The 21,922-nt window shown below is 70.8% G+C and carries 19 protein-coding genes; 7 read left to right on the top strand and 12 right to left on the bottom strand.

What is annotated here, in order from left to right:
* The first annotated feature begins 249 nt into the window (after window positions 1-249).
* Together FB561_RS36955 and FB561_RS36950 are read left to right on the top strand one after the other, a co-directional pair.
* Window positions 250-879: a TetR/AcrR family transcriptional regulator gene (locus tag FB561_RS36955; RefSeq protein WP_202881030.1), complete on the top strand. Its 630-nt coding sequence runs from the start codon at window positions 250-252 to the stop codon at window positions 877-879.
* Window positions 876-1,463: a DUF2867 domain-containing protein gene (locus tag FB561_RS36950; RefSeq protein WP_145814765.1), complete on the top strand. Its 588-nt coding sequence runs from the start codon at window positions 876-878 to the stop codon at window positions 1,461-1,463. Before FB561_RS36955 ends, FB561_RS36950 begins: the two co-directional genes overlap by 4 nt.
* On the opposite strand, the gene FB561_RS36945 is transcribed toward FB561_RS36950, so the two are convergent.
* From FB561_RS36945 to FB561_RS36930, 4 genes are all read right to left on the bottom strand, one after another.
* Window positions 1,453-2,796, bottom strand: coding sequence for a 6-phospho-beta-glucosidase (locus FB561_RS36945; RefSeq protein ID WP_145814764.1), 1,344 nt, complete (start codon window positions 2,794-2,796; stop codon window positions 1,453-1,455). The genes FB561_RS36950 and FB561_RS36945 overlap by 11 nt on opposite strands.
* 73 nt (window positions 2,797-2,869) lie before the next feature.
* Entirely contained in the window at window positions 2,870-3,532 is a 663-nt protein-coding gene (locus tag FB561_RS36940) for a maleylpyruvate isomerase family mycothiol-dependent enzyme (RefSeq protein ID WP_145814763.1), read from the bottom strand.
* A complete protein-coding gene (locus FB561_RS36935) occupies window positions 3,516-6,467 on the bottom strand; it encodes a caspase family protein (protein ID WP_170284965.1) in 2,952 nt (983 codons plus the stop codon). The genes FB561_RS36940 and FB561_RS36935 overlap by 17 nt, the downstream gene beginning before the upstream one ends.
* 43 nt (window positions 6,468-6,510) lie before the next feature.
* Complete coding sequence (locus FB561_RS36930) at window positions 6,511-6,894, bottom strand: hypothetical protein (RefSeq protein WP_145814761.1); 384 nt, start codon at window positions 6,892-6,894, stop codon at window positions 6,511-6,513.
* Window positions 6,895-7,033: 139 nt separating this feature from the next.
* Here FB561_RS36930 and FB561_RS36925 point away from each other — a divergent pair, with 139 nt between their 5' ends.
* The 3 genes from FB561_RS36925 (at window position 7,034) to FB561_RS36915 (ending at window position 9,518) form a co-directional block, all read left to right on the top strand.
* Window positions 7,034-7,228, top strand: a complete 195-nt coding sequence (locus tag FB561_RS36925; protein WP_145814760.1) for a hypothetical protein — start codon at window positions 7,034-7,036, stop codon at window positions 7,226-7,228.
* A gap of 34 nt (window positions 7,229-7,262) precedes the next feature.
* The gene (locus FB561_RS36920; RefSeq protein ID WP_145814759.1) at window positions 7,263-8,615 is read left to right on the top strand and encodes a flotillin family protein; all 1,353 of its coding nucleotides are present in this window, start codon (window positions 7,263-7,265) and stop codon (window positions 8,613-8,615) included.
* A gap of 114 nt (window positions 8,616-8,729) precedes the next feature.
* The gene (locus FB561_RS36915) at window positions 8,730-9,518 is read left to right on the top strand and encodes a peptidoglycan DD-metalloendopeptidase family protein (RefSeq protein ID WP_145814758.1); all 789 of its coding nucleotides are present in this window, start codon (window positions 8,730-8,732) and stop codon (window positions 9,516-9,518) included.
* A 62-nt stretch (window positions 9,519-9,580) separates the two neighbouring features.
* On the opposite strand, the gene FB561_RS36910 is transcribed toward FB561_RS36915, so the two are convergent.
* The 8 genes from FB561_RS36910 to ffh form a co-directional block, all read right to left on the bottom strand.
* Window positions 9,581-10,714 carry a S1 family peptidase gene (locus FB561_RS36910; protein WP_145814757.1) on the bottom strand — a complete coding sequence of 378 codons (1,134 nt, stop codon included), beginning with the start codon at window positions 10,712-10,714 and terminating at the stop codon, window positions 9,581-9,583.
* 91 nt (window positions 10,715-10,805) lie between these two features.
* On the bottom strand, window positions 10,806-11,450 hold the full coding sequence (locus FB561_RS36905) for a LuxR C-terminal-related transcriptional regulator (RefSeq protein ID WP_145814756.1): 645 nt from the start codon (window positions 11,448-11,450) through the stop codon (window positions 10,806-10,808).
* Window positions 11,438-12,673: a sensor histidine kinase gene (locus FB561_RS36900; RefSeq protein ID WP_145814755.1), complete on the bottom strand. Its 1,236-nt coding sequence runs from the start codon at window positions 12,671-12,673 to the stop codon at window positions 11,438-11,440. Before FB561_RS36900 ends, FB561_RS36905 begins: the two co-directional genes overlap by 13 nt.
* A 215-nt stretch (window positions 12,674-12,888) precedes the next feature.
* Entirely contained in the window at window positions 12,889-14,262 is a 1,374-nt protein-coding gene (locus FB561_RS36895; protein ID WP_145814754.1) for an N-acetylmuramoyl-L-alanine amidase, read from the bottom strand.
* A 187-nt stretch (window positions 14,263-14,449) separates the two neighbouring features.
* A complete protein-coding gene (locus FB561_RS36890; RefSeq protein ID WP_145814753.1) occupies window positions 14,450-15,544 on the bottom strand; it encodes an amidohydrolase family protein in 1,095 nt (364 codons plus the stop codon).
* A 24-nt stretch (window positions 15,545-15,568) separates the two neighbouring features.
* The gene (locus tag FB561_RS36885; RefSeq protein WP_238335340.1) at window positions 15,569-16,738 is read right to left on the bottom strand and encodes a lytic transglycosylase domain-containing protein; all 1,170 of its coding nucleotides are present in this window, start codon (window positions 16,736-16,738) and stop codon (window positions 15,569-15,571) included.
* Window positions 16,739-17,049: 311 nt separating this feature from the next.
* Window positions 17,050-18,477: a lytic transglycosylase domain-containing protein gene (locus FB561_RS36880; protein WP_145814751.1), complete on the bottom strand. Its 1,428-nt coding sequence runs from the start codon at window positions 18,475-18,477 to the stop codon at window positions 17,050-17,052.
* Window positions 18,478-18,619: 142 nt separating this feature from the next.
* Window positions 18,620-20,185 carry a signal recognition particle protein gene (gene ffh, locus FB561_RS36875; RefSeq protein ID WP_145814750.1) on the bottom strand — a complete coding sequence of 522 codons (1,566 nt, stop codon included), beginning with the start codon at window positions 20,183-20,185 and terminating at the stop codon, window positions 18,620-18,622.
* A gap of 179 nt (window positions 20,186-20,364) precedes the next feature.
* Between ffh and FB561_RS36870 the strand changes: the two genes are divergently transcribed.
* Both FB561_RS36870 and FB561_RS36865 read left to right on the top strand, forming a co-directional pair.
* Window positions 20,365-20,784 (top strand): hypothetical protein, encoded by a 420-nt coding sequence (locus FB561_RS36870; protein ID WP_145814749.1) that lies wholly within the window; start codon window positions 20,365-20,367, stop codon window positions 20,782-20,784.
* Window positions 20,785-20,800: 16 nt separating this feature from the next.
* Window positions 20,801-21,838, top strand: coding sequence for a hypothetical protein (locus FB561_RS36865; protein WP_145814748.1), 1,038 nt, complete (start codon window positions 20,801-20,803; stop codon window positions 21,836-21,838).
* Window positions 21,839-21,922 lie beyond the last annotated feature (84 nt).

The raw sequence follows: 21,922 nt of genomic DNA, 5'->3' as shown, positions 1-21,922 counted from the left end.
CCCTCGGAAATACATGGTGGGTGAGCAGCACGTCGTCGTGGGGACAACGGGTGAGGCTCGAACGGGCCGGCCGGCGGGTGGAGTTAGAGGGCTGCACACCGTCCAGTCGGACTCAGCCTGACATTGTGCCAGATCTCACCGCCGCCAACCAATCCGCCTCGACCGCGGCCGCCCGCCTGACCGACCGGCGTGACCGGGATCCTACCGCCGCGCATAGAAAACCTACAGACATGTATGTATGTTGCTGTCGTGAGCACTCAGGCCGACCGTCGCGCCAGGTCCAGAACCGCCTTGCTGGAGTCGGCCGCCCGCGGACTGTCCCGGGTCGGCTACGGCAACCTCGCCCTCGAACAGGTGGCCCGGGAGGCGGGCTACACCCGTGGCGCGCTTTACCACCAGTTCAAGGACAAGCAGGAGCTGACCCTGGCCGTCTTCGAGTGGGTCCTGAAGACCTGGGACCAAGAGGTCGGGTCGCTGGTCAGCAAGGAAATCGATCCGGTCGACGCACTGCTCGTGTTGGCCCGCGGTCACGCCGTCTTCTGCCGCCGCGACATCGCCCGCGTCGCCGTCGCCCTGCGGGTGGAGTTCGCCGGCCAGGACCACCCCGTCGGACGTGCGGTCGAGGGCGCGTACGCCCTGCTCACGGACCGTTGCGTCGAGCTGATCGACGCGGGACGCGCCGACGGCAGCATCCCGCCCGGCGCCCCGACCCGGGTGGTCGCGCTCGGCTTCGTCGGTGCGCTCGAAGGCACCGTGATCGCGCTCGAGAACCAGGAGCCGTACGACGAACTGCTCGCCGCTCGCGCCGTCGCCGGCGTCCTCGGCCTCCCGGAAACCACCGAACCGTCAGCCCATCGAGGAAGGGACGCACGACCGTGAAGCTCCCGAACACCGCCCACACCGACCGCCCGTGGCGCATCCACGAACTCACCCCGGACTTCCGCCTGTACGACGTGTGGGCGCTGCCGACTCCCGGCGGTCCTGGCGACTTCCCGCAGTTGGTGGACTTCTTCGCCGACGGGGACACCGCGAGCAACCCGTCCTGGATCGCGCGCACCCTGTTCACGATCCGCTGGAAGCTCGGCGAGGTGTTCGGCTGGGACGACAGCGAGGCCGGAGTCGGTACCCGCGTGCCGACCCTGCGCGACCGGTTGCCGGCTGATCTCCGCGACGGCGAATCCGGACCGAAGTTCGCCAAGCTCCCGTTCACCTCGGTCTATCTGACCGGGGACGAGTGGGCCGCGGAGATGGCCAACCGGACGTGCCAGGCGGTGATGCACCTCAGCTGGGTCCGCGACGAGACCGGCGACGGGTACCACGGCCGGATGGCGGTGCTGGTGAAACCGAACGGCCCGCTGGGCACGGCGTACATGGCCGCGATCGCACCGTTTAGGCACATCCTCGTGTACCCGCCGTTGATGCGCGGGATCGCGGCGGAGTGGAAGGAGCAGGTCAGGACCTGAACGGGGCCAACGTCGGCAACTGGGCGACGTACCCGTCCAGGAGTCGCCCGGCCGTGGTCACCGAGTCGATCAGCGGGTGCCACGCGAACGCCCGGAGCGCGGACGACCGGGATCCCGTCACCGCGGCCTCGATCGTCGAGCGCTCGACCGCCTTCACGGCGGACACCAGCCCGGCCTGGTGGTCGGTCAGCTGGGACACCGTGAGCGGCCGGGCGCCGTTGGCGTCGACCGTGCACGGGACCTCGACCACGGCGTCGTCGTCCAGGTGCCGCAGCGTGCCCCGGTTGCGGACGTTGAGGATCAGCGAGGCGCGTTCGTTGTGGGCGATCGCGCGCATCAACGACAACGCGACCTGCTCGTACCCACCGGCGGCCATGTCGCGCTCGTCCCGCTCCCCCGCGTCGGCGATCTCCCGGCTCTCCACCATGTACGTCGCCTCGCGCTCGGCCCGGGTCCGCTGCCAGAGCGCCAGCGCGTTCTCGGGCTGACCGGCCGTCTCGGCGTAGAACGCGGACTGCTGCTCCAGCAGGAACTTGCCGCGAGTCGTCTCGACCGACCGGACCGCGGCGAGGGTCTCGCGCGCGAAGTAGTAGTAGTGCAGGTACTCGTTCGGGATCGAGCCGAGCGTGCGCAGCCAGTCGGCCCCGAACAGGCGGCCCTCCTCGAAGGCGCCGAGCGCGGCCGGGTCCGCGAGCAGCTCGGGCAGGCGATCGACACCACCCGCGTGCAGACCGCGCAACCAGCCGAGGTGGTTCAGCCCGGCGTAGTCGTAAAAGGCCTTGGAGGCGTCCAGCCCGAGCGCCAGCGCGGCCCGCCGGCCGAGTCCGGACGGGGAGTCGCAGATCCCGATCACGCGGTCGCCGAGGGCCGGGATCATCGCCTCGGTCACCATGCCGGCCGGGTTGGTGAAGTTGATCACCCACGCGTCCGGCGCCAGCGCGGCGATCCGGGTCGCGATCTCCAGTGCCACCGGCAACGTCCTCAGCCCGTACGCGATCCCGCCGGCGCCGACCGTCTCCTGGCCGAGGACGCCGAGATCGAGGGCGACCCGCTCGTCGATCGTCCTCCCCTCGAGCCCGCCGACGCGGATCGCGGAGAAGACGAAGTCCGCACCTCGCAGCGCCTCGTCCAGGTCGGTCGTCTCGGTGACCACCGGCGCGTCCGCGATCCCGGACGCCTGCTGGCGAAGGACGGACCCGATCGCGGCCAGCCTGGTCCGGTCCGTGTCGTACAACCTCACCGAGGTGATCCGGCCCTCACCGCGGTCGGACAGCAGGGCGGAGTAGACGAGGGGAACGCGGAACCCGCCGCCCCCGAGAATGGTCAGTCTCACCTGTACTCCCGCTTCCGCCAATTCGGCCACCACCAGCTCCGACCATCTCATCACGCCGACGCGCGGTGGTTCGTCAAGGGTGCGACCGTCCGCGGTCGAGCCGGCCGGCCAGCACCTCGGCGCCCGGGCCGTTCAGTTCGTCGGGGTCGACCGGGCGGCCGTTCAGCAACCGGAGCGCGCCCTCGGCGGCCAGGTGCGCCTCCGGACCGTCGCCGTGCGACCAGTCGTAGCCGATGGCAACCAGCCGGACCCCGGCCACGCGCTTGCGGGCACTGCCGCCGACCGACAGGTTCAGCGGCCAGCGCAGCGACAGCGAGAAGTCGGCCACGTCCCGGAACGCGGCCACCGGGATGGCCCGGGGCTTGCCGAGCGGGTGCCGGATGTCGATCTGGTGCACCACCGCGTCGACCAGAGCGGCGGGCGCCGGTACGCCGGGTGGCTTGGGGTTGCGGTCGGCGTTGGACCGCAGCTGCTCGATGATCGGGTCCGTACCCCGCAATGCCCAGCGCTTCGCCAGTTCGGCGCTCGCCTTGTTCATCCGGAAGCCGGATCGGACCAGCGCGCCCGCTGTCTCCGCAAGCGGGAGCACGGGCGCCCACGCCAGGTGAGCCGCGACCTCCTGGACGGTCCACTCACCACACAGCGACGGCGTCGCCCACTCCCCCGGCTCCAGCGTGGTCAGGAACTCCACCAGCGCCAGCCGCTCCGTACGGATCAGCTCATCCAACTCCCCCATGGTCGGAGTGTGGCACCGCGAGGTTGACGCCGGAAGGGCTTGCCGGGGTGGGCAGGCGCAGCCCCAGATACAGGGCGAGCAGCAGGACAAGGTGACCCGCGATCATCGCGCCGAAGTACACGGGCGCGTTGTTGATGCTGATCGGGTACACCCCGGCCGCGCAGAACAGGACGAGGTACGACACGGCCGCGCCGACGGCGACCGGGTTGGCGGTGAGCGAGGCGAGCAGGACGAGACCGGTGGCCGTGACCGGGAGCAGGAGCGACAGGCCATGCGTGTACGTCGCCGCGGACGGGCCGCTCTGATCAGGGATCAGCTGGAACACCAGGAGAAGCGCAAGGCCAGCACCGAGGACGACAGTCGACGCCGTCGCCGGACGCCGGTACTCCGTGGCCGCCGTGCCGAAGAGGACGACTGCCAGGAGGACGGCCGCGATCACCAGCGACGCGGACCAGACGTACAAGTTGTCGTCGTACCAGATCCGCCCACCGAGGACCACCACGCCGCCCGTCGCGAACAGCGCCGCGGATCCAGCGGCCGCGCCCATGCCGTACCGGCCCAGGCGACCGCGGAACCCGGCGAGTACGGCCCCGATCAACATCAGCACCGCAGTCGTCAGGATGCCGTCGGTGAGGTGCCGCGACACGTCGGGCGAGCCGTAGCTGGTGTTGTACCAAAGGCGCAGCCCGCGATCGACGGCCGCGAGGTTGAAGAACACGAGCAGGACTGCGAAGAGAAGTCCCGCGACCACGATGACGGTCGGGTTCTGCCGCAACCACAGGGTCGCCGCGGTCGGCCGGGTGATCGGCTCCCCAGCGGCCAAGGGACGGCGGGCCGAGAGCGCGAGGCCGACCACGATCAGTACGGTCCCGCCCAGCGAGGCAAGGAACACCGCGGGCGCACCATCGTGGAGCGCGGCGAGCGCCGAGTACGCAGCGAGGATCGCGTACGTCGCGGCGGCAGCGCTCAGCCAGGTTCGCGAGCGCCGATCGGTCGCCGCCACCGCGAGCCAGGCGAGCGCGACACCGACGACGGGGTCGAGCGCGACCAGTGGCGAGACGGTGAGGAAGGCGATGCCGTCGTCATGCCGCAGACCGGCACCGACCAGCTGGACGATGCCCCCGGCAACTACCAGCCCGGCGGCAGCGGCTCCGACCGGCCAGAACGCCCAGCGGATCGGTCTGTAGCGCACCGCGATCAAGGTGGCCATCCCGGCGGCCACGACGGTCACCGCGACCCAGACCCCGAACTCCTCGCCGGACAACCGAGCGAGAAGGATCAGCACGCCCGTCTCGACGAAGCTCACCGCGCACCCCGCGACGACCCCCAGCGCGACCGGCGCCCATCGATCGGCGAACCGCGCGACCAGAGCTCCAGCCAGAGCAACGAACGAGCCCAGAACGAGGGCGTCGTCCCAACTCCGGAACACCCGCCAGCCGGTCTGGTCCTCGTCGGTCCAGATCTTCCGGGACTCCAACGCACCCGGCCAGTTCATCGCCACCAACGCGAAAGCCCCGATCGCCAGCACCCCGACCACCCACCACGGCACGACGGCGGGTTCGCGCACCGAGGCGGTGGCCACTGCAGGCGGTTCAGGCTCGGGCGTGGGGTGCGGTTCCGGCTCCGGCGCCGGTTCCGGCAGCGGCTGGGGCTCCGGCATGCTCCCGGTGGCCGGCAACTCGACGTCCGCCCCGACCAGGAGATGAACCAGCACGGTACTTTCACCGGTCGGCCCCTGGAGCTCGAGGACAGCCTCGTGGATCCCCTCGGCCGGCGGCGTCGCGGTCAGCCGGATCTCGGCGCCGTCCTGGTCGACGTCGAGCCAGCCGGCCTCCGTCGACGCGACCGCGGTCCGCGCCAATGGCGGCCCGGCCAGCCGGACCGTGGTACTGGTTGCCTCGGGCATCGACGTCGTCAGCGTGACCGACTCGGCCTCGACCCGGGGTACCGCCTCGGCCAAGGCGGTTCGCGCGGTCTCGGAGACCTTGCGGCTGTCGTCCTCGGTCATCCGGTGCAGCGCCTCCCACGCGCCGAACGCCTGGGCCAGGTCCGCCTCGCCGACCCGCTCGCGCAAGAAGTCCACGACGCCGAACCGAGTCGCGGACAACGGGCTCTCCATCGCCTCCAGCAGTTCTGGGGCCGGCGGTGCCGGGGTGATCCGGCGGACCCGGCTGCGGGCGATCAGGAGTTCGCCCGACGAGCCGAAGGTCCACATCTGCGGGTGCTGGTTCGGCGTCACCAGGTGCACCCGGTCCCCGACGTACCCGACCAGCTCGGTCAGCCCGATCCACCCGTCACCGTCGCGATCCGCCTCCCCCGACGCCAGCCCGGCCACGACCGCGCTGGTGAACACCGACGGCGAACCCGCCGAATCCGACGCGAGTTGCTCACCCTCGAACGCGTACTCCATCGCGCTCGACGCCGTCACGACCACACGACCACGGCCGCCACCGACCTCGTCCTGTCCGGCGAACGCATCCCGTACCTGCGCCTCGCCTGCCGCCCGGACCACCATGCCGCGGGGGAACGCGCCGCCGTAGCAACAGTCGAGGAACAAGGCGATCCGTTGCGCCCGGCTGTCCGCCATCTGCCGGTTGACGAAGTCCGCGGCCACGGCGGTCGACGCGAGCCGGGTCGGCTTGGTGTCCGCGACCGCGAGGAACAGTTCGCCGGCCGCGTTCTTCAGCCCGTGGCAGGAGAAGTGCAGCACCAGCAGGTCCTCCGGCGCCCGGTCCGCGAAGAAGTCCTCGACCGCGAACCGGATCTCCTGCGCCGGTTCGTTGCGCAGCACCCGCACCTCGAAGCCGCCGACGGCCGGGTCCGCGAGCACCTCCGCCAACGCGGCCGCGTCCTGGGCCGGAGCCACCAGCCGGCGCAGCCCGGGATCGGCGTACCGGTCGTTCGCTACGACGAGCGCGACCCGCGATCCGTCCACCGCCCGCACCTGTCCCTGCCCGGCACGGTCCTGCCCAACGCAGTCATTGGCCGGCCGCCGCGTGCTTGCGGACGAAGGCGTCCACCAGTTGCTGCTGGACGTCGGTGCTCGCGCCGCTCAGCTCGATCACGTCACCGTCGATCGTGAGCTTCACGGTCCGTCCGCCGCCGGACCGGCGCAACCAGTCCCGGACCACGCCCACGACCGCGCCGATCGCCTGCAGACCAGGCTGTACGGAGACGGTGAGCACCCCGGCGATCGCGGCCAGCCCACCGCGGGTACCGTCCGGCGCCTCGCCCTCGCGGTACGGCTCGACCGACCGGACGTCGAGCGCCAGCAACTCCTGCCGCAGCAGCAGCGCGAGCTCCTCGAGCCGCGCGTCGTCGGACCCTTCCTCGACCACCCCGAGCCGTACGTCAGCGGCCATCTGCCCTCCCGCCCCCAGGCCTTGCGCCGTTGCCTCCACCATGCGCCCGGCCCGCCCCGACCACAAGGCATCGCCCGGCCGCAGGCGGAAGATAGGGTGCGGGAACGGGAACAGCCGGTACTGCGTCGGAGGGGTCGTCATGGTGGGCAGGAGGGGGCGGGTGATCGGCCGGATCGCACCCGGGATCGTCGGTGAGGTGATGCTGCCGGTTCGTGGTGCCACCGAGGCCTTCTACGCTTACCCCGCGGCCGACGAGGTGATCGAGGTCGGGACGCCGGTGGTGGTGGTCGAGTTCGACCCGCCCCGCACGGTCTACGTCGCCCGCGCCTTCTGATCCACCGATCGATCCACGCAGTCCTGGAGGGGCAATGCTCTGGACGTACCTGATCGCCGGCGCCGTCGCGCTGGTGGTCCTGCTGATCCTGTTCCGGATGGTCTGGCGCGTCGCCGAACCGAACGAGGCGCTGATCATCTCGGGCCTCGGCGCCCATTCGAACACCGATCAGGTGAACGACACGCTCGGCTTCAAGATCGTCGTCGGCCGCGGCACCGCGGTGCTGCCCGGCTTCCAGACCGTGCGCCGGCTGCCGCTGGACATCCGGGCCACCCCGCTGACGGTCACCTGCGTGTCCAGCCAGGGCATCCCGCTGCACATCAAGGGCGTCACCGCGTACAAGGTCGGCGACGACTACGGCTCGATCGCGAACGCCGCGCGGCGGTTCCTGGAGCAGAGCGACGAGCAGGTGATGGGCACCATCCACGAGCTGTTCGCGGGTCACCTGCGCGCGATCGTCGGCTCCACCACGGTCGAGGAGATGCTGCACGACCGGGAAACGCTGACCACCAACATCCGCGGCTCGCTGGCCGGCGACATGGAGAAGCTCGGCCTGGTGGTCGACTCGCTGCAGATCCAGGAGATCGACGACGAGTCCGGCTACATCCGCAACCTGGGCCGCCCGCAGGCCGCCGCCGTCGAGGCCGCGGCCCGGATCGCCCAGGCAGAGCGGGACCGGGAGGCGACCGAGCGCGAGCAGGTCGCCGCGGCGGCCAAGGCGGCCGCGGTCCGGCAGAGCTCGATCGCCCAGGCCGGTTACCAGGCCGAGGTGGACCAGGCGAAGTCGAAGGCGTCCCAGTCCGGCCCGCTGGCCGAGGCGCTGGCCCGGCAGGAGGTCGTGGTCGCCGAGACCGAGACCGCGAAGCTGAACGCGTCGCTGGCCGAGAAGCAGCTGGAGTCGAGCGTGCTGAAGCCGGCCGACGCCGAGGCGTACAAGCAGCGCACCCTGGCGACGGCCGCCCGCGACGCGCAGATCGCCAGCGCCGAGGCGCAGGCCCGCGAGGTCGCGCTGCGCGGTGAGGCGCAGGCGAAGGCGACCGAGCTGACCGGTAAGGCGGAGGCCGCCGCGGTGCAGGCGAAGGCGATGGCCGAGGCCGCCGGTATCAAGGCGCGCGCCGAGGCGCTGGCCACCAACACCGACGCCGTCGTCGCCCAGCAGCTCGCCGAGGCATACCCGGAGATCGTCGCCGCCGCGGCCGGCTCGTTCGAGAAGGTCGGCAACATGGTGGTCCTGAACGGTGCCCAGGGCATCGAGGACACCCTGGTCAAGACGATCACGATGGGCGGGTCCGGATTCGCCCTGGCCAAGCAGCTGATCGATTCGCTCAGCAGCAAGGAGAACGGCCAGCACGCCACGCTGGAGCCGGTGCACGACGAGTCGGCCTGACCTTTCGACCGGAAGTTAAAGAGTCACCGGGGTGACAAGTGGTGCGCTAGCTTGAGCGCATCACTCCAGGCGTCACGGACATCACCGCCCGTGACCGGTCGCTCAGGAGATCGCATGCCGCTCAGACGATTCCTCGCTGTTCTGGCCTCGCTCCTCGTCGGTACCGCCCTGCTCGTGGCGGTACCGACGGAGGCGCTGGCCGCGCCCAACTTCAAGGCCCCGTTCCCGTGTGGTCAGCGCTGGACCTACAGCCACCACTCGGCCGAGGTCCGGCAGGCTCTCGACTTCGTCCGCTCCGACGGCGGCGCCACCAACGGCACCCCGGTGCTCGCCTCGGCCGCCGGAACCGCGTACCGGTTCTCCCAACCGAGCGGCGCCGGCAACTACATCGCCATCGAGCACGGTGGCGGCTGGAAGACCTACTACTTCCACCTCGGCACGTACTCCGTGCCGAACGGCGCCCAGGTCGCCCAGGGCCAGCAGATCGGTACCACCGGAAGCACCGGCAACTCGTCCGGTCCGCACATCCACTACGAGCAGCTCTACAACGGGGTCGGCCAGACCATCAGGATCAACGGTGCCTCGCTGGCTCCGTACCCGGGCTCGTACAACCAGAAGTACCTGACCAGCGACAACGGCTGCGGAGGCGGCGGGGGCACCCCGTTCATGACCTGGGGCTCCGGGATCCGGGTCCGCGCCGACGCGTACCTGAGCTCGCCGGTGGTCGGCACCCTGGCCGGGCCGACCCAGGTGTTCGTGCTCTGCCAGAAGCAGGGCGACACCGTCACCGCCGAGGGCTACACCAACAACTGGTGGTCCAAGCTGCGCGACCAGAACGGCTTCATCACCAACATCTACATCAACCATCCGGCCGCCCAGCTACCCGGCGTACCCATCTGCTGACCTGCTCAGCTTCGTTGCCCGGGGCCACCATCCTGTGACAGGGACGGTGGCCCCGGGTCCGTTCAGGCCGTGTGCAACGTGAGCCCGTAGGCGGACAGGATCTCGTTCACCGGCTGGAACCAGGTCTCGCCACCGCTGCTGCAGTTGCCCCAGCCCCCGGAGGTCACCCCCTGGGCCTGGTCACCGGTGATGAACGAGCCACCGGAGTCGCCGCCCTCGGCGCACACGCTGGTCTTGGTGGCTCCGTAGAACAGCTGGCCGTTGCCGTAGTTCACGGTCTCGTTCTTGGCCAGGATCGTGCCGCAGTGCCAGTGCGTGGTGGATCCGCTGCGGCAGACCGACGTACCGACCGGTGCCTCCCACGAACCGCGGACGAGCTGGTCGCTGACCTGCCCCCAGCCAAGGACCACCGGCACGGTCCACCAGCCGCTGCCGATCTGGACCCAGGCGTAGTCGTTGCCCGGGAACGACGAGCCGCGGAACGTCCCCATCGCCGACCCGTCCCAGCCCCGGACCGACGCGCCGGCGCCCGAACAGTGCCCGGCCGTGACGAATCCGCCGTGCACCGAGAAGCCGATCGAGCAGCGCACGTTGCCGGTGTAGTACGGGTCGCCGCCGACGGTGCCGGCCGCGAACGTCCGCGGCGCCTGGGCCACGACCTCCCGGACCGTCACGCCACCGGCCGCGGCCACTTTGTTGACGAAGGCATCGACCTCGGCCGAGCGCCGGCCCTGCTGGACGGTCACCACGACCTGGCCGGACCGCGGATCCGCGGCCCATCCGCTGACGGCGTCCGGTACTGCCTTCCCGGCGAGCTTGTCGACGGCCGCCTTCCGCTTCTCCAGCACGGCCGCGGCGACCGGTACGACGGACGCCTCGGCACCGGTGGCCCGGACAGCGTCGGCCGCGGCCGGGGTGGTCACGCCGACGACGAGCTTCTCCCGCGCGGCGTCGTACCAGACTCCGCCGAACGACGACCCGGCCGCACGCCGGGCCGCGGGGACGAGCTTGGTCGCGGTCGACTCGGCCCGCAGCCGGTCCTTGGCCTGCTGCTCGGTCAGGCCGAGGTCGTGCTGCATCGCCGTGGCCTGGCGCGGGACCGCGAGCGGCTGGTCGGAGCCGGTCGGGACCGCGCCGGCCTGAGCCGGGACGGCGAGCGTACTCGCGACCAGGACCGTGGTCAGTAGGACTTTCATGGACTCTCCTCACCTGGGGGCGGACAGGACGTGAGAGCGCTCTCGCGACACAGCGTGCTGGATCCGGCACAGCACGTCAAGAGTTCGGCAGTTAGCTGGTCACACCCAGGTGGGCCAGGACTGCGAGGACGCGGCGGTGGGTGGAGTCGCTGGTCGGCAGGTCCAGTTTGAGGAACACGTTGCCGACATGCTTGTGCACCGCGCCCTCGCTGACCACCAGCCGCCGGGCGATCTCGGCGTTGCCCAGCCCTTCGGCCATCAACGCGAGCACCTCCCGTTCGCGCGGAGTCAACCGGATCAGCGGATCGCTCTTGCGGACCATCAACTGGCTGACCACCTCGGGATCGAGCACGGTCCCGCCGGCCGCGACCCGGCGGACCGCCTCGAGGAACTCGTCCACCCGCGAGACCCGGTCCTTCAGCAGATAGCCGACACCCTCGCTCCCCGCGGCGAGCAACTCGGCCGCGTACACGTCCTCGACGTACTGCGAGAAGACCAGCACCGGCAGCCCAGGATGCCGGGTGCGCGCCTCGATCGCGGCCCGCAGGCCCTCGTCGGTGAAGGTGGGCGGCAGCCGGACGTCGACCACCGCGATGTCCGGCGGCTCGGCCGACACGGCGGCCGCGAACTCGGCCGCGTCCCCGGCGACGGCGGCGACCGTGAAGCCGGAGTTACCGAGCAGCAGGCCGAGCCCCTCGGCGAGGATCGGGTTGTCCTCGAGGATCACGACCCGCACGGCATGATCACCTCGACCGTCGTCGGTCCGCCGATCGGGCTGGTCAGTTCCAGGTGCCCGTCGATCGCCTCCACCCGGTGCACCATGCCATGCAACCCGCTTCCCCGGCCGAGCAGGTCGCCCCGATCGCCGACCCGGGCACCGCCGATGCCGTCGTCGCTGACGGCGAGGTACAACTCGGGGCCGCGTCGCTCCAGCCGGACCTCGGCAGTACCGGCCGCGGAGTGCTTGGTGATGTTGGTCAGCGACTCGGCGACCACGAAATACGCCGCCGCCTCCACCGCCGCGGGGACGTCGCCGAGCTCACCGATCCGCAGGTCGACCGGGATCGGGACCCGCGCGCACAGGGCCGACACAGCGCCCGCGAGTCCACGGTCCGCGAGGATCGGCGGGTACATGGTCCGCAGTACGCCGCGCAGCTCGGTCATCGCCTGCTCCGCACCGTCGCGGGCGTCGTCGAGCAGCTTGGCGGCTCGCTCCGGATCCTCGGCCATCAGCTGCTTCGCCACACCGATCCGCATCGTCAGCGAGACCAGCTGGGCCTGCGTACCGTCGTGCAGGTCGCGCTCGATCCGGCGTAGCTCAGCGCCGTGTGAGTCGACGGCGCCGGCGCGGCTCCGGGTCAGCTCCTCCACGCGCTGGGACAGCAACGCCGCTTCTGCTTCGGCGCTGCTCGGGGAGAGCACGGTCCTGGTCAGCTTGGCGTGAGCGGACGCGGCCGCGGGCGCCACCCACCGCAGGCAGGCCAGCCCGACGACGATCTGCGCCGGCCGCAGCAGCAACGCGTCCAGCCAGCTGTCGACCGGGAGACCGAGCAGTGTGAACTCCCCTGGGTCCACCCTCCACAGCAGCATGCCGAGCAGACCACTGGGAGCCGCGGCGAGGCTGACCACCGCGAGGAAGAGCGCGGGGATCCCGAGCAGTGACAGCGGGACCAGGCGCAGACTCCGGCGGAACGCGCGATCCTTCAGCAGCGTGACCACGTCGCCCGGCCGGCGCTTCGCGGCACCCGGCAGCGGCGGATCCGCCGGCAGACCGAGGTACCGGGTGGCGCGGGCGCGCTCGGCGTCGGCCACGCGGACCAGACCGGCCGTGATCCCGGGGACGGCCCAGCTGAGCAACAGGCCGATCGGGGTCGCGGCGATCGTCACGATGCCCACCAGGTAACGGAGCAGGAGGTACCGGCAGGACGGCCAGCCGCGGGCCAGGATCTTCGCAAGCATCGACGTGCGCCTTTCGTTGTCGTCAGCATCGATCCTCGGCCGTCAAGCCCGCCGCTGTCGCTACAGCAGGCTCTACCCTTTCCCGGGCTCCGGCAGGATTTTACCGATCTGACGATCTACAAGCTGCTCACGTTCGGCCGCTGGCTGGTCCGGCGCCGGCGGGTTTGAGGCCGGTCTCGGGGTGCACCGCGACGGGACCCCGAGACCGGGGTTGATCAGGTGCAGACCGGGACGTCCGGGAGCTGGGCGGCCGGGTGGTCGATGTAGATGTTGCTCATGAAGCCGTTCTGGTCCCGCAGTTTGGCCCACCAGTTGTTCGTGGTGCCCTCGGCGGTGACCGGGTCACCCTGCTTCTGGCAGACCACGAAGACCTGCGTCGGACCGGGCAGCGTGGTGACGACGGACGCGGTCAGGCTCGGCGCCGACCGGACCCGGACGCCGCTGCCGTAGGTGGTGAAGTTGTACTCCGGCGGATTAGGGTCGCCGCCGTTGACCAGCTCCAGGTAGTAGTCCCAGTTCCAGTTCGGACCCGGGTCGGTGTGGTCGTTGCCGGGCATCTCCGAGTGGCCCTTGATGTGGTTGCGGTCCATCGGGATACCGCGGCGTTCGGCGATGTTGCGGGTCAGCGCGGCCGACGCCCGGTACATCGCGTCGGTGAACCAGGACGGTTGGTCGACCCAGCCCTCGTGCTCGATCCCGACCGAGTACGGGTTCGCGTCCCGGGCGTGCCAGGCGGTGTCCTTCTCGGCCACCATCTGGGTGATCTGGCCGTCGTTCGAGCGGACCACGTAATGCGCGCTGACCTGGGCCGACGGGTTCTTGAACCAGCTGATCGTGCCCGCGTACGAGCCCTGGGTCACGTGGATGACGATGTGCGTGATCGAGCTGGTCCGGCCGGCCCGGTAGTTGCTGGTGCTGGCCGAGTTCCAGATCGCGCCCGGGTAGTCCACCGCCGCGACCGAGGACGGCGTGCGGGTGCCGAGCGGGGCCACCTTCGCGTACTTGCCGCGGTCCGGGGTCACCTTCTTCGGCGCGGTGGAGACGCCGGCCGCGCCGACGCCGGTCCCGATGATGCGGAACACCTCGTCGGTGTAGAGCCGCGCGGTCGGGCCGTCGGCGGAGTGCGAGTACTGCGCGACCACGGGGTACCACTTGCCGAGATCGTCGCGCGCGGACCCGGCCAGGCCGGCCTTGTCGGCGTACGCGTCCAGCACGGCCGCGGCACCGAGGACGTTGGCGCCGGGGTCCTTGGCGAGCGTCTCGACCCCGAGCCCGGTGAGCTCGGCGGCCTCCGACATCGTCTTGTTGCTCGGGTTGCTGGCCAGGTGCATCACGCCGTACCCGTTGGCCTGGCTCGGTTTTCCGTCGTGGCCGTCCAGGTGGGACTCGGCGTACCCGATGCCGACCAGCAGCTCCCGGGGGACGTCGTAGCGGTCGGCCGCGGTCCGGAACGCCTCGGCGAGGTTCGCGGATCCGGTCGGTTCGGGTGGTTGGGCGGCGTTGCTCGGCAGGGTGCCGAGGGCGAGCGCGCCGGCGGCCACGGTGGCCAGCACGGCGGTCAGTCTGGGTACTCGGGCGGTGTTACCCATGGGCGGTTCCTTCCGCTGTGACGCCCGCACGCGCCTCCGGCGTCCGGACGTCCCACCGAGGGGCGTCGGTGGGTGCGCCTCACGCTAAGCCAAATTCTTCCCGTCAATCCAGTGCTTAGGTGAACTTTTTCCCGTCACCGGGCGAACTCGGCCGGTCACGCGGGGCCGATGCTGCCACTGTCCAGGGTCAGCCGCCCTTGACCACCTTGCCGCGGAGCACGATCAGCCGGGGATGGGTGAGGATCGCGGGGTTCGCGCGCGGGTCCTCGTCGTACACGACCAGGTCGGCCGGTGCACCGGGGAGCAGCTCGCCGGGTACCCCCAGCCATTCGCGGGCCGCCCACGATCCGGCGGCCAGGGCCTGCTCCCCCGACATGCCGATCTCGGTGAGCGCCTGGATCTCCGCGGCGACCAGGCCGTGCCCGAGGACTCCGCCCGCGTCGGTCCCGGCGAACACGGGCACGCCGGCCTCGACCGCCGACCGCAGCCGCTCGTGCCGCCGGGCGAAGAGATCGCGCATGTGGGCGGCGTACTGCGGGAACTTCGCCTGCGCCTGGTCGGCGTACGTGGGGAAGTTCTCCAGCTGGACGATCGTCGGGACGACCGCGACGCCACGGGTGGCCAGGTCGTCGACCATCTCGGGCAGCAGGCCGGTGCCGTGTTCGAGGCAGTCGATGCCGGCGGCCAGCAGATCCGGTAGCGCGTGTTCGCCGAAGACGTGCGCGGTGACCTTCGCGCCGAGCTCGTGCGCGCGGGTGATCGCGGCCTCGAGGGCTTCGGCCGGCCAGCACGGAGTCAGGTCGCCGGCGTCGCGGTCGATCCAGTCGCCGACCAGCTTGACCCAGCCGTCACCGCGGCGGGCCTCCTGCTCGACGTACGCGACCAGCTCCTCGGGCTCGATCTCCCAGCCGTAGTTGCGGATGTACCGCTTGGACCGGGCGATGTGCCGGCCGGCCCGGATGATCTTGGGCAGGTCCTCGCGGTCGTCGATCCAGCGGGTGTCCGCGGCCGACCCGGCGTCGCGGACCAGCAACGCGCCCGCGTCCCGGTCGGCGATCGCCTGCTGCTCCTGGGTCTCCACGTCGACCGCGCCGTGCTGGTCGAGGCCGATGTGGCAGTGCGCGTCGACCAGGCCGGGAACGATCCAGCCGCCGCTGCTCACGGTCTGGACGTCGGCAGCGGCGGACCGGTCGACGACCAGTCCGCCGCTGAGGTGGATCTCCTGCTGCTCGCCGGCCGGCAGCACCGTGCCGACGAGCCTGAGTACCCCGGTTGCGGTCATACCGTGACCGTAACCGGGATCGCGTCAGCCGTGCGAGCCGCTGCCCTGGGTGCAGGGCGTGGGGTTCGTCTCGGCGGCACACGGCGACTGGGTCGGCGTGTCCGTCGGCGTCCCCGTCGGGGTGTCCGTCGGCGTCGGCGTGGGGGTCGGCGTAGGCGTCGGAGTCGGCGTCGGCTTGGGAGTCGGCGTCGGCTTCGGCGTGTCCGTCGGCGGCGTGTCGGTCGGCGGGGTGTCCGTCGGCGGCCTGGTGGGCCGGGTCGGACGCGTCGGGGTCTCGTCGACCGGCGACGGGGTGGTCGGACGGGTGGACGGGGTGGGAGTCGGCGTCGGCGTCTTGCGCGCGTCGTCCGACACGTCCGGGACGTCCCGCGGGTCGACCTTGCGCTCCGCGTTGCCGGTCGGCTTCGCGGACGACAGGTTGCCCTTCGCGTTCGGCACCAGCACCGCGCCCTTGCTGTAGACGCGCATCCAGCGCAGCACGGTCGCGACGAAGTCCTTGGAGTGCTGATACCGCAGCAGGGCGGTGACCAGGTCCCGCGGGCGCTTCAGGTCGTCGCCCTCGGAGCACAGGTAGACCGCGACCGTGGTGACCGCGTCGTAGACGTTGTTCGGGTTGCGGAAGCCGTCACCGTTGCCATCGGCCCCGAACTCGGTCCAGACCCCGGGGATGATCTGCATCGGGCCGACGGCACGGTCCCAGGCGAGGTCCGCGTCGTACTTGCCCTTGTCGGTGTCGGCCACCTTGCCGAGCCCGCCCTTGCCGCTGAGCACAGGGCCGAGCAGCTTGCCGCGGGTGGTCCCGGCGACGTCGACCCGGCCACCGCTGGCGTGGTTCGACTCCACCTTGCCGATGCCGGCGAGCAACGGCCAGGTGAGACCACAGTTGGGCCGGACCACGGCGAGGTTCGCGGTGGCCCGGCGGTACGCGGGGAAGACGCCCCGCGGAATGCCGTTCACGGCTCCTGGTCGGCCCGGCCGGATGACGGAGCTTCCGTCGGTCGCCCCCTGCACGGGGACGTCGGCGCGGGCAGGTTTGTCGGATCCGACCCGGCCGTCCACTCCGGGACGCTGCGGGACGATCATGGTCAGTTCGTCGAACTCTCCGCTGTTCAGCCCGGCCCCAGGCGATGGGGCGACCGGGCTGTCCGCCGCGAGCTGGCCGGAGGCACCGGCTCCGCCCGAGGCGACCGTCACGATGGCCCCTACCAGGAGAGGGGCCGTGCACAGTGAAGCGATGATGATTTTGACCCGACGGTTTCCACTACGGGTTAGGCGCATAGTCCCCTCAACGACCGACGCGCCAGAAAGTTACCGAAGTGCGACGGAAAGTTACCTGAGGCGGTAACACCTTCGTAAGCAGCCTTCCACAAACGTGTGCGTGGCCCGCTGCCGGACCACCGAACACGCCGTGGGCAACTACCCGCGCGGGATCGCCCCGGCCCGCCGGATCGCGGTACCGGCCTCTGCTCCCCTTGCCGACTGCAAGCTGGTCGTCGCCGAGGCGGTCAGTTGCCGCTCGCCTGTGCTTCGGCCGGGGCGGACTCGCCGCCGGTCGCCTCGCTGCCGTTCGTACCACCGTCGGCCGGCGTACACGTCGGGTCCGCCGTGGGCGTTTCCGTCGGGGTCGGCGAGGGCGTCGCGGTCGGCGTCGGCGTACAGCTCGGGCTGTCCGGCGAGGTCGGCGGCGTGGTGGGCGGCGTCGTCGTGGTCGGCGGGGTGCTTGTGGTGGGGTCGGGCGTCGGCGTCGGGGTGTCCGGCGAGTTCGTCGGGTCCGGCGTAGGCGAGGTCAGCGTCGGCGTCGGCTTGGTGGACGGCTTCGGCGGGGTCGTCCACGGCGGGCGCGAGGTCGGCTTGCTGGTGGTCGGCAGGTTCGGCGTCGGCTTCGGGGAGGCCGGGCTCGCCGGGGTCGCGGGCGTCGTCGCGCCCGGCTGGGTCGGCTTCACCGGCTGGGCCGGGCGGGTGCTCGCCGGCGTACTGGTCGTGGTGGCGCCCGGCCGCGGGGTGGTCTCGTCGCCGACCGGGATCTGGCGCGGGTCGTCGTCCTTCTCCACGTTGCCCAGGTCGCCGGCCGGCGGGTCGATCACGCCGTCGCCGTCCGGGGTGGTGACCGTGGACTTGCTGTACGCCTGCATCCAGCGCAGCACCGTGGACACGTAGTCCATCGAGTGGTTGTAGCGCAGTACCGCCTGGACCAGGCCCTGCGGATCGCTCAGGTTCGCCCCGCCGGAGCAGAGGTAGTCCCCCGCCGCCCGGGCCGCGTCGAACACGTTGTGCGGGTTCTCCTGGCCGTCGCCGTTGCCGTCCGCGCCGAACACCTTCCAGGTGCCGGGGATGAACTGCATCGGGCCGACCGCGCGGTCCCAGCTGGTGTTCCCGTCGTACTGGCCGCGGTCGGTGTCGCTGATCGCGGCCATCCCGGGCCCACCGTCGAGGACCGGACCGAGGATCTGGCCGCGGGTGTTGCCGGCGGCGTCGACGCGGCCGCCGCTGGCGTGCGCGGACTCGACCTTGCCGATCCCGGCCAGCAACGGCCAGGTGATGTGGCAGCCCGGGTTCGCCGCGGCCAGGTCGTTGGCGGCCTTCTGGTACGCCGCGAGCACGGTCCCGGGGATGCCGGCGGCCGAGCCGATCGGGCCGATGACGGGCTGCTGCTTGTTGTCGATCGTGCCGGTCACCGGGACCTCGATCGAGGACCGCTTCTCGGTCGCCACACTGCCGTCGACGCCCGGCTCGGTCGGTACGTCCTCGACCAGGCTGTCGAAGACGGAGTCGTGCCGGGGCTGGCCGAGCGCGTGCGCGTCCACCACGAAACTGTTCGACGGGACGCCGCCGATGGCGAACACGGCCACCATCGCGGCAGGCGGAGCCAGGATGATCCACGTCGCGGTCAGCTTCCCCCGCCACGTCTCCAGGTCTCTGAACTGCTGCCTCATCCGAACCGTCCCTCGACGTTTCCGCAGTACCAAGTTGCTCCGGGCGTAGGCACTACCTTAACGCGGGACGGGAACCCGGCAACCGATCCGGAGTGGCTGTCCGGAAAGGGCCAACGACCCTTGCGCCGGGGACTTCCGGATGTTATTTGTCGCCGCCGAGCATGTTCTTCAGCGCGTCCGGCAGCTCGAAGTCGTCGCCGCTCTGGCCGCCGCCGAACGCGGCCGGCAGCTGACCCGGCGCCGGTTCGCTCGGCTGGTTCGCGGCCTTGTTCGCCCGCTTGGCCGGGTTGCCGGAGCCACGCTTGGCCTTGCCCTTCTTGGCCTGCTGCTTGGCCTTCCGGGCGCCGCCGCCGGTCCCCGGCATGCCAGGCATCCCCGGCATTCCGGGCATTCCCTTGCCGCTGGCCATCGCGGACATCATCTTGCGAGCCTCGAAGAACCGCTCGACCAGGCCGCTGACGGTGGCGACCTCGGTGCCCGAACCCTTCGCGATCCGGGCCCGGCGGGAGCCGTTGATGATGTGCGGATCGGCCCGCTCGGCCGGCGTCATCGAGTGGATGACGGCCTCGATCCGGTCGATCTCGCGCTCGTCGAAGTTCTCCAGCTGGTCCTTGAACTGGGCCGCGCCGGGCAGCATCCCGAAGATCTTGGTCAGCGGGCCCATCTTGCGGACCGACTGCATCTGGGCGAGGAAGTCGTCCAGGGTGAACTCCTTGCCACCCTTCTTCTGCAGCTTCGCGGCCGCCTTCGCCGCCTCCTCGGCGTCGAAGGTCCGCTCGGCCTGCTCGATCAGGCTCATCACGTCGCCCATACCGAGGATGCGCGAGGCCATCCGGTCGGGGTGGAAGACGTCGAAGTCCTCGAGCTTCTCGCCGTTGGAGGCGAACATCACCTGGCGGCCGGTGACCTGCGCGATCGACAGCGCGGCACCACCACGGGCGTCACCGTCGAGCTTGGACAGCACCACGCCGTCGAACCCGACGCCGTCGAGGAAGGCCTGCGCGGTGGTGACCGCGTCCTGGCCGATCATCGCGTCGACGACGAACAGGATCTCGTCCGGAGTGACCGCGTCGCGGATGTCCGCGGCCTGCTTCATCAGCTCCTCGTCGACACCGAGCCGGCCGGCCGTGTCGACGATGACGACGCTGTGCTGCTTGGTCCGGGCCTCGTCCATCGCGGTCCGGGCCACGTCGACCGGGTCACCGATCCCGTTGCCCGGCTCCGGCGCGTACACCGGGACCCCGGCCCGCTCACCGACCACCTGCAGCTGGGTCACGGCGTTCGGGCGCTGGAGGTCGGCCGCGACCAGCATCGGCGTCTGGTGCTTGACCTCCTTCAGCCACTTGGCCAGCTTCCCGGCCAGCGTGGTCTTACCGGCACCCTGCAGACCGGCCAGCATGATCACGGTCGGCGGCCGCTTGGCCATCCGCAGCTCGCGGGTCTCCCCGCCGAGGATGCGGACCAGTTCCTCGTTGACGATCTTGATGACCTGCTGCGCCGGGTTCAGCCCGCCGCGCACCTCGGCCCCGGTGGCCCGTTCCCGCACCGCCGCGATGAACTCCTTCACCACCGGCAGCGCGACATCGGCCTCCAGCAACGCGATCCGGATCTCCCGGGTGGTCGCGTCGATGTCGGCGTCGGTCAGCTTGCCCTTCCCCCGCAAGTTCTTGAAAGCAGCGGAAAGCCGATCGGAAAGCGTGTCGAACACGAGGAACAGTCCGTTTCTCTGGGTTAAACAGATCGTCACCCGAATCCCAAGGCAACTCCGAGAGTCTACCGGCCACCCGGACCGCCCCCACCCGCCCGCCTCCTGTGGATAACCACCGACACCCCGCAGCCCCGATCGCTATCGTGACGGTTAGTTACCCAGCAACCCCGGAGGCCGGCATGGACATCGTCCAGTTCAACTCGCTGTACTCAGATGCCCGTCTCCGCCAACGCAGGGACCCTGGGGTCGACGTCACCACCGTTCAGGCGGAACTGCGTGAGCTGATCGCCGACGAGACCGATGCCGAGGAACGTTCCTGGGCCCTGCGCATGATCGAGCGCTTGGCCGAACCGCTGCCGATCGCGCCCGAACGGAGCGCCCTCTACGAAGAGGCGGGCCGGGTCAGCGCCGCGGCGTACCCCATCGAGGGATCCGTGGACGAGCAGATCGCCGCACTCGAGGAAGCACGCCGCCGCATCTGGGCCATCGCCGACCGGGCCTCGGACGACGAAGGGCCCGACATCCGCGCCATGACCAGGTCGCTCGAGCACATCGAGAGGGCCCTGCGTAATCCGAACTGGCCGAGCGAGCAACACTGATGGATTCGGCTGACGAATGACTGGCGGGACCTACCTGGTACCGCGTGAGTCGACGCTTTACCAAGAGTTCGTCCGTCTGTATCGAGCAGCACAACGTGTCCGTCCTACCGGGATCGACCGCTGGAACGGCGATCTGTACGCCACTCCCGAGGACACGCTCGGCGGCTTCGATCCCGCGTCGGGCGCCATCAGCCTCTCCACCGAGCGCGTCCTGCGCCATCTCACCGGCGCTGTCTCCCTGACGGAGCGGCGTGGGCAGGCACAGGCACTGGCCACCGTGCTTCATGAAGCGACCCACGGGGGCATGCCGACCGATGCACCGAACGAGCCGAACGCGGTTCGGTCGCCACACTCGCTCGGTCTGATGGAAGGTGTCGCCGAGGTACGCACCTTCGCCGACTTCGACGTCTTCACCGAGGGCGCCGGCTACCCAGGCCTGGTCCTGACCGAACCGCAGTACCCAGGCGCCTTCACAGCTACAGACGACCTCCTCGACCAGGTCTCTGGGCCGCGCAAGACCTCAAAGGCCCTCCTTGCCGAGGCCGTCCGTGGTCCCGGTGCCATGCACTTCGACCAGTTCGCCGACGCCGTCGTCAAGAACCGCCTCCACGACATCGTCCCCGCCCGCCCCGAGGACCAACAAGCCGTCCGCGCTGCACTCATCTCCACGATGACCCACGCCTACTGGCCGACCATTCATCACCGCCCAGCCGACGCCGGCCACTCCCTCGCAGGCGAAGTCCGCCAGCACCTCGACGCCAAGGTCGACCAGATCCGCCACCACTACTCCCCCGGCCAAACCCAGCCCTTCCCGGCCGAGTCCCCGAACCAGTTCGCAGTACAGGCAGCCCAACCACCCGCACAGAACGAAGCACCGAAAGCCATACCGGAGGCGGCGGCGAACGCCGGAACATCCACCGCGCCGGAGATGCGCTTCCTCACCGGTCTCTCCCCCGCCGCCGGCGCGACCCGAAAGGCACCGTCGCTCGGCCAGGGCCAGAAAGGCGCCGGCAGCAACCACCGCGGCCCGACCACCGAACGCGAACGGGACTGACCGCCCGCGGATTCCGCCAACCGGGCCTGTGGATAAGTCCCGACGACCCACCGCCCCAATCGCTATCGTGACCGTCAGTCACAT

The organism is Kribbella amoyensis (assembly GCF_007828865.1).
Classification (GTDB): domain Bacteria; phylum Actinomycetota; class Actinomycetes; order Propionibacteriales; family Kribbellaceae; genus Kribbella; species Kribbella amoyensis.
Note: the sequence above shows the minus strand (reverse complement) of the source record. Positions and strands in the feature narration are given on the sequence as shown.

Bases quoted from the DNA above. Each gene is read 5' to 3' on its own strand.
- FB561_RS36910 (WP_145814757.1), bottom strand. From the start codon at position 10,714: ATGAAAGTCCTACTGACCACGGTCCTGGTCGCGAGTACGCTCGCCGTC.
- FB561_RS36865 (WP_145814748.1), top strand. From the start codon at position 20,801: ATGACTGGCGGGACCTACCTGGTACCGCGTGAGTCGACGCTTTACCAA.
- FB561_RS36895 (WP_145814754.1), bottom strand. From the start codon at position 14,262: ATGGGTAACACCGCCCGAGTACCCAGACTGACCGCCGTGCTGGCCACC.
- FB561_RS36930 (WP_145814761.1), bottom strand. From the start codon at position 6,894: ATGGCCGCTGACGTACGGCTCGGGGTGGTCGAGGAAGGGTCCGACGAC.
- FB561_RS36890 (WP_145814753.1), bottom strand. From the start codon at position 15,544: ATGACCGCAACCGGGGTACTCAGGCTCGTCGGCACGGTGCTGCCGGCC.
- FB561_RS36880 (WP_145814751.1), bottom strand. From the start codon at position 18,477: ATGAGGCAGCAGTTCAGAGACCTGGAGACGTGGCGGGGGAAGCTGACC.
- FB561_RS36915 (WP_145814758.1), top strand. From the start codon at position 8,730: ATGCCGCTCAGACGATTCCTCGCTGTTCTGGCCTCGCTCCTCGTCGGT.
- FB561_RS36870 (WP_145814749.1), top strand. From the start codon at position 20,365: ATGGACATCGTCCAGTTCAACTCGCTGTACTCAGATGCCCGTCTCCGC.
- FB561_RS36925 (WP_145814760.1), top strand. From the start codon at position 7,034: ATGGTGGGCAGGAGGGGGCGGGTGATCGGCCGGATCGCACCCGGGATC.
- FB561_RS36940 (WP_145814763.1), bottom strand. From the start codon at position 3,532: ATGGGGGAGTTGGATGAGCTGATCCGTACGGAGCGGCTGGCGCTGGTG.
- FB561_RS36900 (WP_145814755.1), bottom strand. From the start codon at position 12,673: ATGCTTGCGAAGATCCTGGCCCGCGGCTGGCCGTCCTGCCGGTACCTC.
- FB561_RS36920 (WP_145814759.1), top strand. From the start codon at position 7,263: ATGCTCTGGACGTACCTGATCGCCGGCGCCGTCGCGCTGGTGGTCCTG.